We start from the raw sequence: 12562 nt of genomic DNA, 5'->3' as shown, positions 1-12562 counted from the left end.
CCGGTCAGTCGGGGATGTCCTGTGCGCCCGGCACCACCACGGCGAACAGGTCGGCGACCGCGGCCAGGCTGGCGGCGTGCACAGCCGACGCGGGTACAGTCTCGTCCCCGATGCCGGGCAGCGCGCGGGTCGCCGTTGCATTGGCGACCACGGTCGGCGCGTAGCCGAGGTTGAACGCGCCACGCGCGGTGGAGTTCACACACATGTGCGTCATGAACCCGCCCAGCACGAGGTTGGAGGCGTCCACCGCCTTGAGGCGCTCGTCGAGGTCGGTCTGCACGAACGAGTTCGGGTAGTTCTTCACCACCACCGGCTCCCCCTCGCGCGGGGCCACCCGCTCGACGATCGCGCCGATCTCTGCGGTGACGTCGTACGGCGACCCGGGCCCGGCGTCGTGCTGGATGTGGATGACGGGGATGCCCGCGGTGCGGGCGCGCTCGAGCAGCGCGGCCGCCTCGTCCAGCGCGGCCTGCACGCCCTCGAGTTCCATCACCCCGTAGGTGTAGGTGTTCTGGCAGTCGATGAGAACCAGCGCCGAGTCGGCCAGGCTGACCGGTGCCAGCGGCAGACCCGTCAGTGAACGCAGGGTCGGAAGATCAGACATCGTCGCAGCCTACTGCGACCCGCTCCGCGGTGTCAGGATCGGGGGACGCTCATGTCGGCGGTGAAGGTTCAGCGCGCGGTGACCGCGAGGACGGCCTCGGCGAGTTCGGGCCGGCACACGATCAGATCGGGCAGCCGGGGGTCGCGCCGGTTGTACACCAGCGGCGACCCGTCGAGCCGCGAGGTGTGCAGCCCGGCCGCGCGGGCGACGGCGACCGGTGCCGCGGAGTCCCATTCGTGTTGCCCACCGGCATGGACGTACACGTCGGAGAGCCCCTGCACCACCGACGCGACTTTGGCTCCGGCCGAACCCATCTCGACCAGCGTGCCGTTGAGCGCGTCCTTGACCTCCAGCGCCACGGCCGGGGGGCGGGTACGGGAGACCACCACGCGCGGCGCCGCGGGCGCCACCGGTGGCACCGGCACGGTCGGGGTGGCCAGCGTGACGCCCTGCGCGGGTAACGCGACCGCGCCGGCGACGAGTTCACCAGAGCTACCGTTGCGCTCCCAAAGAGCTACGTGCACGGCCCAGTCGGTGCGGCCGAGCTCGGAGAACTCCCGCGTTCCGTCGAGCGGGTCGACGATCCACACCCGCCGGGCCGACAGCCGCGCCGGCTCGGCCTGTTCTGCCGGCCCCTCCTCGGACAGGACGGTGTCGTCGGGCCGCTCGGCAGTGAGCGCGGCCAGCAAGAAGTCGTGAGATCGCTTGTCTCCGGCCGCTTTCCGCTCCTGGGCGGATGCCGAGGCCAACTCCCCACGGACGTCGAGCAGCAGGTTCCCGGCTTCGGTCGCCAGCCGCGCGGCGAGTGCGTGGTCATCGGTCACGACGTGCAGCCTTCGATCAGCTCGATCACCGAAGCCGCATGCTCGTCGGGGGTGCGGTCCGGGGTGAGCCGCAGATCGGGGTTCTTCGGCCGCTGGTACGGGCTGTCGATCCCGGTGAAGTGCGTGATCTCACCGGCGCGGGCCTTGGCGTACAAACCCTTGGGGTCGCGCCGCTCGCAGTCCTCCAGCGGGGTGTCGCAGAACACCTCGAAGAAGTCGACGCCGGCGTCGGTGGCCACCTTGCGGGCCAGCTCCCGATGCTCGGCCAGCGGACTGATCGCCGGAACCAGCACGACCTGACCCGAGTCGGCCAGGATCGCCGCGACATGCGCGAGCCTGCGCAGGTTCTCGGCCCGGTCGGACATCGAGAACCCGAGGTCGGCGTTCAGGCCGTGCCGCAGATTGTCGCCGTCGAGAACGTAGGCCGGAACCCCCTTTTCGATCAGCTTCTGCTCGACCAGCATCGCCACCGACGACTTACCCGAACCGGACAGGCCGGTGAACCACACGGTCCGGCCCTTGCTGAGCCGGTCCTCGGGCCGGCACAGCGACTCGTGGCGCACCGTGTTGGGGCTTGAAGACCGCGCGGCGCCGTCGCGCAGCACCATGCCGGCGGCGACGGTGCCGTTGGTGTTCGGGTCGATCAGGATGAACGAGCCGGTGGCCGAGTTGCGGCTGTACTCGTCGAGCAGCAGCGGAACCTGCGAACGCAGCGAGATCCGGCCCAGTTCATTGAGTTTCAGCGCCGTGGCGGTCTTGTCCCGGTGCAGGGTGTTGACGTCGAGCCGGTAGTCCAGACCCGTCACCTTCACCCGCGTGGTGCGGGTGGTGTGCTTGATCAGGTAGTCACGGCCCGGTTCGAGCGCCGATCCGTCGGCCATCCAGCACACCGTCGCGTCGAAGTCCTGCGTGACGCGGGGCTGATTGTGGGGCCGGGCGATCATGTCGCCGCGCGAGATGTCGATGTCATCGGCCAGGCTGACCGACACCGCCATCGGTGGGAAAGCCTCCTCGACCGGACCGGAGGGTCCTTCGATCGACGAGATGGTGCTGGCCTTGCCGCTCGGCAGCACGACCACCTCGTCGCCGACGCGCATCACGCCGCTGGCGATGGTGCCGGCGTAGCTGCGGTGGTCGTGGTGCTCGAGGGTCTGGGGACGGATCACATACTGGACCGGGAACCGGACGTCGACGAGGTTGCGGTCGCCGGCGATGTAGACCTCTTCGAGGTGCGCCAGCAGTGACGGACCCTCGTACCAGGGCGTCGCATCGGATTTGGTGACCACGTTGTCGCCGTTGAGCGCCGACAGCGGGATCGTTGTGACGTCGTGGACGTCCAGCCGCGCGGCGAAATCGTGGAAGTCGTCGCGGATCTTCTCGAACTGCTCACGGTCCCAACCGATCAGGTCCATCTTGTTGACCGCGAGCACGATGTGCTGGATACCGAGCAGGGATGCCAGGAACGCGTGCCGGCGGGACTGCTCGAGCAACCCGTGGCGCGCGTCGACCAGCACGATGGCCAGCTGCGCGGTCGACGTGCCGGTGACCATGTTGCGCGTGTACTGGATGTGGCCCGGCGTGTCGGCGATGATGAATTTCCGCTTGGCCGTGGCGAAGTAGCGATACGCGACGTCGATCGTGATGCCCTGCTCACGCTCGGCGCGCAGCCCGTCGGTCACCAGGGCCAGGTCGGTGTAGTCGTGCCCGCGCTCCTTGGAGGTGCGTTCCACCGCGGCGAGCTGATCCTCCATGACGGCCTTGGAGTCGTAGAGCAACCGCCCGATCAACGTGGACTTGCCGTCGTCGACAGAGCCTGCGGTGGCGATGCGCAGAAGTGTCGTCATCTTATTTCCCCCGTCGCTTCGCTCGCCCCATCAGTTCAAACCCCGTCGCTTCGCTCGCCCCATCAGTTCAAACCCCGTCGCTTCGCTCGCCCCATCAGAAGTAGCCCTCACGTTTGCGGTCTTCCATCCCCGCCTCGGAGATGCGGTCGTCGGCGCGGGTGGCGCCGCGCTCGGTCAGGCGCGAGATCGCGGTCTCGGCGATGACCTCCGACACCGTCGCCGCGGTGGATTCCACACAGCCGGTGCAGGTCACGTCACCGACGGTGCGGAACCGCACGGTCTTCTCGACGATCGGCTCGTCCTTGCGCGGCTGCAGGTATTTGTGCACCGCCAGCAGCATGCCGTCGCGTTCGAACACCTTGCGCTGGTGGGCGTAGTAGATCGAGGGCAGCTTGATCTTCTCGGCGCCGATGTAGGACCAGATGTCGAATTCGGTCCAGTTCGACAGCGGGAACGCGCGGATGTGCTCACCTTTGCGGTGCCTGCCGTTGTACAGGTTCCACAGCTCGGGGCGCTGGTTCTTCGGATCCCACTGACCGAACTCGTCGCGGAAGCTGAACACCCGCTCCTTGGCGCGCGCCTTCTCCTCGTCGCGGCGGGCCCCACCGAACGCGGCGTCGAACTTGTTCTCCCGGATGGCGCGCAGCAGCGTGAACGTCTGCATCGGGTTGCGCGACGGGATCGTCTCCACCACCCGCCCGGCGTCGATGTCGTCCTGCACCTTGGCCACCACGAGGCGCACCCCGGACTCGGCGACCAGCTCGTCGCGGGCGGCCAGCACCTCTTCGAAGTTGTGCCCGGTGTCGACGTGCATCACCGGGAACGGCAGCCGTCCGGGCCGGAACGCCTTGATCGCCAGATGCAGCATCACGATGGAGTCCTTGCCGCCGGAGAACAGCAACACCGGCCGCTCGAATTCGGCGGCGACCTCGCGGATGATGTGGATCGCCTCGGCCTCGAGGGCCCGCAGGTGGCTCAGCTCGTAACGTCCAGCGGTGTGCGCGAGCTCGTCGGTCACGGTCATGGATACCTCGTAAAGTTGGTAGATCTGACCAGATTTACGGCCATAACCGGAAATTGTGCCGGATGCCCGTCCGGGGTGTCAACGAGCGGTGGCCGAAATTGCATTCCACGAGGGAAAACGCGAGTGAAAATCTCGTGGAATGCGATTTCGGCGGGTCAGAGCGTGACCTCGGTGAGCCTTCCGGTGGCCACGTCGAAGACGAACCCGCGCGATGACTCATGCTTGGTGACGAACGGGCTGGCTTCGATACGGCGCAGGGACTGCCGCACGTCCTCCTCCACGTCCTGGAACGCCTCGGCGGCCCACTCCGGTTTGATGCCGGTCTCGTCCTGGATCTGTTGCTTGAAGCCGTCGTCGGTGAAGGTGAGCATGCCGCAATCGGTGTGGTGGATCAGGATGATCTCCCTGGTGCCGAGCAGCCGCTGGCTGATCGCCAGGGAGCGGATCTCGTCGTCGGTGACGACGCCGCCGGCGTTGCGGATCACGTGCGCCTCGCCGTCCTTGAGGCCGAGGATCCGGTACACGTCCAGGCGTGCATCCATGCAGGCGACCACCGCGACGTGCTTGCTGGGCGGCAGCGGCAGCGGGCCGGTGAACGTGTTGGCGTATTCCTCGTTGTTCTTCAGGTACTCGTCTGTGGCCGACATGGCGCGAAGCTAGCAGCGCCGGCGGCGGAAGTCACGGGTCAGAATCAGGCAGATCGGCACCGGGGTCGCGTCACTTCTGCAGGTCGTAGACGGTCATCCCGCCGACGTCGACCGGAGTGAAGTTCTGCGCCACCCAGGCGGTGATCTGGCCGGAGGTCCCGGAGTGCCCGCCCGGCCCGCGGTGCCCGCCGGCGATGAAGTATCTGACCTGCCCCTCGGCCGCGTAGTTCTGGAACTGCGCCAGCGTCGGTGAGTCGTCGCCGCCGGTGAATCCGCCGATGGCCATCACCGACGCCCCGGTCTGCAGCGCGAGGTCGCCGGCCGTCATCGACCCGACACTGGCTGCGGCCCAGCGGTTGTCGGCCGCGCGCAGCAGCTGCTGCAGTTCGGCGTTGTCTGCCAACGACGCGCCCGAAGCACCCGGGCCGTCGGGACCACCGGGACCATCCGGCCCGCCGGGCAGCCCGAACGCGTCGGCTCGGTGCGGACCCGACATCGCTATCGGGCCTTCGTGCGAGTCGGCTGCGGTCACGATCGCGTACGCCGCTGGTGCGGCCATTGCGAGCAGGAGCGCGGCCGCCGCCACCGCCGCAGTGGCCCGGCCCAGCCGGTGGACGCCGGCCCCGATGACAGCGGCAACGACGATGGAGCCGACCAGGACGGTCCACCGCAGCCACGGCTGCCAGTCCGGTGTGCGGGCGAGAACCGCGAACGCCCACACCCCCGTCGCCGCCGACATCGCCGCCAGCACCGCCCGCTGCGGCGAACATGCTCTGCCGCGCCACAACTCGGCGACGGCGATGCCGACCAGTGCGGCGACACCCGGCGCCAGTGCCACCGTGTAGTACGGGTGGATGATCCCGTCCATGAAGCTGAACACCGCTGCGGTGACCAGCACCCAGCCGCCCCACAGCAGCAGGCTCGCGCGGACGGCGTCGGTGCGGGCGGCGCGGCGGGTGAACCACAGCGCCGCCACCAGGCCGATCAGCGCGGCCGGCAGCAGCCAGGACGCCTCGGCACCCATCGACGCGCCGAAGAGCCTGCCGATTCCGGGATCACCACCGAAGAACAGATTGGCTCCCCCACCGGGAACACCGGGCCCTCCGGGGCCTGCGGGCGGACTGTCCGGGCCGCCGGGGCCCGGGCCTTCTCCTCCCATGACGCGTTGAATACCGTTGTAGCCCAACGCCAGCTGCAGCAGGCTGTTGTCAGTGGAGCCGCCGATGTAGGGCCGTGAATCCGCCGGCCACAGACTGACCAGCGCCAGGAACGAGCCCGCTGTCACGATCATCGCGCCCGCCCCGGCCGCCAGCCGGCCCACCCGCTGCCAGAGCCCCACCGGCGCGGCGACCAGGAAGGCCAGCGCGAGCCCGGGCACGACCAGGAATGCCTGCAGCATCTTGGTCAGGAACGCGAACCCGAGCACGACACCGGCCAGCACGACCCACTTCGCCGCCCCGGTCTGGACGGCCCGCACCATCAGATAGGCAGCCACCACGAGCAGCAGCACCAGCAGCGCATCCGGGTTGTTGTACCGGAACATCAGCGCCGCCACCGGGGTGACGGCCAGCGCGGCACCGGCGATCAGACCGGCGCCCGGGCCGCTGACCCGGCGTACCGCCGCGAACAGCATGCCTACCGAGGCCACCCCCATCAGCGCCTGCGGCAACAGCATCGTGAACGGGGTGAAGCCGAACAGCCGGCCTGACAGCGCCATCACCCACAGCGCGGCGGGTGGCTTGTCGACGGTGATCGCGTTACCCGGGTCCAGCGAGCCGAACAGCCACGCCTTCCAGTCCTGGGTGCCGGCCTGAGCGGCCGCGGCGTAGTACTGGTTGGCCCAGCCCGACGCGCCCAGCCCCCACAGGTAGAGCGCGGCGGTGGCCACCAGCAGGGCCAGTAACGCCGGCCGCACCCAGCGCGGCCGTTGCGGCCTGGCGGCTTCCGTGGCAGCTGACGGCGGGGCGGCGGTGACGCTCATCGGGGGGTTCCTCCGGCGGTGGTGCGGCGCGGGTGGAAGACCCAGCCGCGCAGCAGGACGAAACGCACAACGGTGGCGAGCAGGTTGGCCGCCACCAGGACGGCGAGTTCGACGGTGTGGTGCGCGGTTTCGGTGGTGGCGTGCAGCAGGCCGAGCGCCCCGCTGGTGATGGTCAGTGCGATTCCGAAGACGATCAAGCCCTCGACGTGCTTGCGGGCCAGGTGCGCGCGGCCGCCGACACCGAAGGTGAAGCGCCGGTTGGCGGCGGTATTGCCGATTGCGGTGAGCAGCAACGCGATCAGGTTGGCCAGCTGCGCACCTGCCCACCCCTGCAGCAGCACGAACAGCACGATGTAGGCGGCGGTGGACGCGACCCCGACGGTGCCGAACCGCACCACCTGGCGCATCAGCGAACCGGGGGCGGCCGCGGCGCGCGAGTTGCCCAGCTGCGCGGCGATGGTGTTGACCGGGATGGCACCGGTGACCAAGCCGCGCAGCAGGCGGCCGATGCCCCGCAGGTCGGCGGCGGCGGTAGCCACGATGTCGACGCGGCTGTCGGGGTCGTCGATCCAGTCCACCGGAACCTCGTGAATGCGCAGCCCGCTGCGCTCGGCCAGCACCAGCAACTCGGTGTCGAAGAACCATCCGGTGTCCTCGACATAGGGCAGCAGTTGCGCCGCGACGTCGGCCCGGATCGCTTTGAATCCGCACTGGGCGTCCGAGAACCCGGCCGACAGAGTCGATTTCAGGATCAGGTTGTAGCAGCGGGAGATGATCTCGCGCTTGGGTCCGCGCCGCACGCGCGCGCCGCGGGCCAGCCGGGTGCCGATCGCCAGGTCGGAGTGCCCGGAGATCAATGGTGCCACCAGCGGGGCGAGCGCAGCCAGATCGGTCGACAGATCGACGTCCATGTAGACCAGTACGGCCGCATCCGATTCCGTCCACACCCGGTGCAGTGCGCGACCGCGGCCCTTCTCCTCCAGCCGCACCACCTTCACGTTCGGCAACTCCGCTGCCAGCTGCGCGGCGATGCGGGGGGTGTCGTCGACGCTGGCGTTGTCGGCGATGGTGATCCGCGCCGGAAACGGCACGGAGTCATGCAGGTAGCGGTGCAGCCGGTGCACGGAGGCCGCCAGTGCGGCCTGCTCGTTGTACACCGGGACGACCACGTCGAGGACGGGTGCACCGGTGGTGCGCGCCGCTACCGCGGCATTCGGCCGGGCCGCGAAAAGACGGTCGGCGCACCCGGGTTCGAGGACGGTGTCTGTCATGTCTGCCATGGTGGTTCGCGGACGTGTGCTCACCGTGGGCCCGAGCTATGCGGCGGCTGTGAGACGTGGGGTTCCTGGGTGAGGTCGTACACAGCGGTCCCGTCGATCGTCAGCGCGGGGTAGCGCGCCTCGACCCACTCGCGGATCGCTGCGGAATCCCGCCCGCTGTCGCCGGAGGGGCGACCCATCATCAGTGAGGGGCCGGCGATGAAGTAGTGGATGCGCCCGGCGTGGACATCGTCGATGAACTGCTCGAGGGTCGGCGCGGGATCGGTGCCGTTGAACCCACCGATCGCCATCACCGGAACCTGTGCGGCCAGTTGGTATCCGGCCGCGTTGTTGGAGCCGACGACGGCTGCGGCCCAAATGGATTCGCCGCTGTCGGCGCTGAGCATCCGCAGCAGATCGGGGTGGGGGCGGGGCGCGCTGAGCAGTCCGCCTCCGGTGAAGCCGCCGGAGCGCGACGGACCCACCGAAGGCAACGCCCCGCTGTGCGGCGAGGCAGCGGTGGCGAGGGAGAACGCGGCCGGACCAACCAGACAGGAGATCAGAGCCGATGCGGCCGCCAGCGACGCCACCGGCCGCGGCAGCCGGGCGACGGCGAGCAGCAGTACCGCCGCGCCCACTCCCCCGACGGCCACCACCGCACGCAACCACGGCATCCAGTCGATCTGCCGGGCCAGAAGCACGGCCCCCAGGATCACGGTGATCAGCACCGCGCCGGCCATCGCGGTCGCGGCCCGAACGTCATGGCGGTTCTGCCACAACAGGTTTGCGCCGATGCCGATGACAGCCCCGATCGCAGGGGCCAGCGCGACCGTGTAGTACGGGTGCACGATGCCGTTCATGAAGCTGAACACGACCGCCGTGACGGCCAGCCAGCCGGTCCACAGGATCAGTGCCGCGCGGGCGGGGTCGGTCCGCGGCCGGCCCCGGGTGATCACGAATCCGGCGGCGAGACAGACGATCGCGGCGGGCAGCAGCCAGGCGACGTCGGCCCCCATGCCGAACCCGAACAGCCGCCCCCATCCCACGTCGTGGTTCAGGTTGCCGAGGCCGCCGGGCTCATCGCCGGTCAGCCGCCCGAAACCGTTGTAGCCCATGGTCAATTCCAGGATGCTGTTGGTCTGCGAGCCGCCGATGTAGGGCCGCCGTTCGTCGGGCCACCATTCGACCAGCAGGAGGTACCAGCCGGCCGAGAGCACGAAGGCGCCGGCAGCGGCCAGCGTGTCGGCGAGTCGGCGTCCCAGCGGCCGGTGCCCGGCGACCAGATAGGCGGTCGCCAAAGCCGGCAGCACCAGTAGTGCCTGCAGCATCTTGGCCAGAAACCCGAAGCCGACCGCCGCGCCCGCCGCGACCAGCCACCACCGGCCGGTGTCCTTCTCGCACGCCCGTTGCGTGCAGAACGCCGCGACCACGAGGGACAACACCAGCAGCGCGTCGGGGTTGTTGAAACGGAACATCAATGCCGCCACAGGCGTGGTTGCCAGCACCGACCCGGTGAGCAGCCCGGCGCCATGGCCGCTGACCCGCCGGACTGCGAGATAGAGCACCGCGACCGCGGCCACCCCCATCAGGGCCTGCGGGACGAGCACGCTCCACGGGCCGAACCCGAACAGCCGTGCCGAGGCCGTCATCACCCACAGCGCGGCGGGCGGTTTGTCGACGGTGATCGCGTTCGCGGCGTCGCTGGAACCGAAGAACATCGCGGTCCAGTTCTGGGTGCCGGCCTGCACGGCCGCCGAGTAGTACGCGTTGGCCCATCGGCTGCCGCCGAGGTTCCACAGGTACAGCACGGCGGTGGCGAGCAGCAGCGCGGCGAGGGTCCCCGCTTGCCAGAGGGCACCGGCGCGCGGGCGGCACCGGAATCGCGGGGCGGGGCGCCGTGGGGTGAGGGTTCGCGTAGCGCCGTCGGCAGAGGGTGCCCCGAGCTCGTCAGGGGTCAGCAGGGTCACTCACGCCATCGTGGGCGCGGCCGCTAGGCGTCCGATGGGCCGCGGCTGTGCCCCGCCTGTGAATCGCCGGGCAGTGTGACCACGAACCGGGTTCGGCCCGGCACGCTGTCCAGTTCGATGGTTCCGTCGTGCGCGCGCACGACGGCGGCGACGATGGCCAGTCCCAGCCCGGTGCTCCACCCTGTCCGCGCGCGCGACGAATCGCCGCGGGCGAACCGTTCGAACACCTCCGGCTGCAGGTCCGCGGGAATGCCGGGCCCGTCGTCGAGCACCGTGAGCACCGCCTGTCCACCGGCCCCGACGGTCAGTGAGGTAGACACGGCGGTGCCGGGCGGGGTGTGGATCCGTGCGTTCGCCAGCAGGTTGGCCAGTACCTGGCGCAGCCGGGGCTCGTCGCCGGTGACCGTGACCGGTTCGTCGGGAAGGTCGAGCTCCCAGCGGTGTTCGGGGCCGGCGATGTGCGCGTCGCTGACCGCGTCGACCGCCAGACGGGTCAGGTCGACGGTCTCCCGTTCCAGCGGTCGGCCGGCGTCGAGCCGGGCAAGCAGCAGCATGTCCTCGACGAGCTGGGTCATCCGCTCGGTCTCGGACTCCACGCGGTTCATCGCGTGGGCGACGTCCTCAGGCAGCTGCGCGCGTCGACGCTGCGCCAGCTCGGTATAACCGCGGATCGCGGCCAGCGGCGTGCGCAGTTCGTGGCTGGCGTCGGCGACGAACTGGCGGACCCGGGTCTCGCTGGCGTGCCGCGCGGACAACGCCCCCGCGATGCGGTCGAGCATCCGGTTCAGCGCGGCACCGAGTTGTCCGACCTCGGTGTGCGCGGACGCGGGCTCGACGTCGACGATCGGCGTGGGCAACCGCACCTCGCCCCGGTCGAGCTCCAGGTCGGCGACCTGCTGTGCAGCGGCGGAGACCCTCGCCAGCGGGGCCAGCTGGCGGCGGACGATGCCGATGCCCGCCGTGCCCGCGGCGAGCAGTGCCACCGCTCCGACAGCGGTGAAGATCACCGCGACCCATAACAGGGTGTCGTCCACGTCGGCGGTCGGTAGCCCGGCGACCACGGTCCTGCCCGGAATGTGGGATTGGAAGGCGACCACCCGGTAGCGGCCGAGCCCGTCGAGGTCCAGCGTCTGCGGCCGGCCGTCGACAGCCACTGCGGCGAGTTGTCCCGCCGCCGTCGCGGATACCTCGGCACGCGAACCGTCGGCCGTGATCACCCCCGCCTCGACGGCGCGCCCGCCGGCCACCACCGCTCCCACGGTGTGGATGGCCTGCCCGGGCGCGTTCAGGAACGCCGGTCCGGGCCAGTCGTCGTCGCGGATCACCACGCGCCCGTCGGAACCCGGCGGGGGCGGCGCCGCCCCCGGCGGACGCATTCCCGGACGATGGCCCATGCCAGGCGGTGGGGGCGGACCGAACTCGAAGATCACCGTCGAGCGCCTGCCGGCCTCGATCACCTGCTCGTCCAGCTGGTTGGTCAGAAAGCGTTGCAGCGCATACTCGGTGGCCAGACCTATGCCGGCGCACACGGCGGCGATGAGCAGGACCTGGGTGACGATCAGCCGGGTGCGCAGCGACCAACTGCGGGGGGAACGGAGCACGGTCGGTGCTCGCTCACCGCGCCGGTTTGAGGACATATCCCGCGCCGCGCAGCGTGTGGATCATCGGCTCGCGGCCGCTGTCGATCTTCTTGCGAAGGTAGGACACGTACAACTCGACGATGTTGGAGCGGCCGCCGAAGTCGTAGCTCCACACCCGGTCGAGGATCTGCGCCTTGCTCAGCACACGTCTGGCGTTGCGCATCATGAACCGCAGCAGTTCGAATTCCGTTGCGGTGAGGGTGATCAGGTCTCCCCCGCGGGTCACCTCGTGGCTGTCCTCGTCCAGGACGAGGTCGCCGACCACGATCTTGGCTCCCCCCGTCGCGGTGCTCACGCCGGTGCGGCGCAGCAGCGCGCGCAGCCTGAGCACCACCTCCTCGATGCTGAACGGTTTGGTGACGTAGTCGTCCCCTCCGGCGGTCAGGCCAGCGATGCGGTCTTCGACGGAGTCCTTTGCGGTGAGCAGCAGCAGCGGCAGGCCGGGAATCTGCTCGCGCAGCCTGCGAAGCACCTCCAGCCCGCTCATGTCCGGCAGCATCACGTCGAGCACCACCACATCGGGCGGGTTCTGCCGGGCGATCGCGATGGCGGTGGCGCCGTCGCCCGCGGTGGAGATCTCCCAGCCCTCGTACCGCAACGCCATCGACAACAACTCGGTGAGCACGGCTTCGTCGTCGACCACGAGCACGTGGATCGGGGTGCCGTCCGCGCGCCGCATCACCCCGCGCGCGGGTTCATCCCCGGGGTCGTTCTGCGGGTCGGGCATGCGTCCATTGTCGCCCGGCGCGCTATGCGGTCTCTGTGCTGTTGC

10 protein-coding genes are annotated in these 12562 nt (G+C 69.8%); all 10 read right to left on the bottom strand.

Annotated elements, in window-relative coordinates; all coding sequences use genetic code 11:
* Window positions 1-4: 4 nt before the first annotated feature.
* The 10 genes from ACTWP6_RS06435 to ACTWP6_RS06390 all read right to left on the bottom strand — a co-directional run bounded on the left by ACTWP6_RS06435 (window position 5) and on the right by ACTWP6_RS06390 (window position 12469).
* Window positions 5-604, bottom strand: coding sequence for a cysteine hydrolase family protein (locus ACTWP6_RS06435; protein ID WP_443187173.1), 600 nt, complete (start codon window positions 602-604; stop codon window positions 5-7).
* Between the two features lie 68 nt (window positions 605-672).
* The gene (locus tag ACTWP6_RS06430; RefSeq protein WP_443187172.1) at window positions 673-1428 is read right to left on the bottom strand and encodes a 3'(2'),5'-bisphosphate nucleotidase CysQ; all 756 of its coding nucleotides are present in this window, start codon (window positions 1426-1428) and stop codon (window positions 673-675) included.
* Complete coding sequence (cysN, locus tag ACTWP6_RS06425; protein ID WP_260754669.1) at window positions 1425-3272, bottom strand: sulfate adenylyltransferase subunit CysN; 1848 nt, start codon at window positions 3270-3272, stop codon at window positions 1425-1427. The genes ACTWP6_RS06430 and cysN overlap by 4 nt, the downstream gene beginning before the upstream one ends.
* Before the next feature lie 94 nt (window positions 3273-3366).
* The gene (gene cysD / locus ACTWP6_RS06420) at window positions 3367-4296 is read right to left on the bottom strand and encodes a sulfate adenylyltransferase subunit CysD (protein WP_443187171.1); all 930 of its coding nucleotides are present in this window, start codon (window positions 4294-4296) and stop codon (window positions 3367-3369) included.
* 155 nt (window positions 4297-4451) lie between these two features.
* Window positions 4452-4943, bottom strand: a complete 492-nt coding sequence (locus tag ACTWP6_RS06415; protein WP_260754670.1) for a beta-class carbonic anhydrase — start codon at window positions 4941-4943, stop codon at window positions 4452-4454.
* A 70-nt stretch (window positions 4944-5013) separates the two neighbouring features.
* On the bottom strand, window positions 5014-6924 hold the full coding sequence (locus ACTWP6_RS06410; protein WP_260754671.1) for a glycosyltransferase family 39 protein: 1911 nt from the start codon (window positions 6922-6924) through the stop codon (window positions 5014-5016).
* Window positions 6921-8204, bottom strand: a complete 1284-nt coding sequence (locus tag ACTWP6_RS06405) for a bifunctional glycosyltransferase family 2/GtrA family protein (protein WP_260754672.1) — start codon at window positions 8202-8204, stop codon at window positions 6921-6923. The genes ACTWP6_RS06410 and ACTWP6_RS06405 overlap by 4 nt, the downstream gene beginning before the upstream one ends.
* A gap of 20 nt (window positions 8205-8224) precedes the next feature.
* Complete coding sequence (locus ACTWP6_RS06400) at window positions 8225-10150, bottom strand: glycosyltransferase family 39 protein (RefSeq protein WP_396884610.1); 1926 nt, start codon at window positions 10148-10150, stop codon at window positions 8225-8227.
* 23 nt (window positions 10151-10173) lie between these two features.
* Window positions 10174-11787 (bottom strand): sensor histidine kinase, encoded by a 1614-nt coding sequence (locus tag ACTWP6_RS06395; RefSeq protein WP_260754673.1) that lies wholly within the window; start codon window positions 11785-11787, stop codon window positions 10174-10176.
* A complete protein-coding gene (locus tag ACTWP6_RS06390) occupies window positions 11765-12469 on the bottom strand; it encodes a response regulator transcription factor (RefSeq protein WP_260758224.1) in 705 nt (234 codons plus the stop codon). The genes ACTWP6_RS06395 and ACTWP6_RS06390 overlap by 23 nt, the downstream gene beginning before the upstream one ends.
* Window positions 12470-12562: the final 93 nt, after the last annotated feature.

Source organism: Mycobacterium sp. 4D054 (genome assembly GCF_052245755.1).
Lineage (GTDB): Bacteria > Actinomycetota > Actinomycetes > Mycobacteriales > Mycobacteriaceae > Mycobacterium.
Note: the sequence above shows the minus strand (reverse complement) of the source record. Positions and strands in the feature narration are given on the sequence as shown.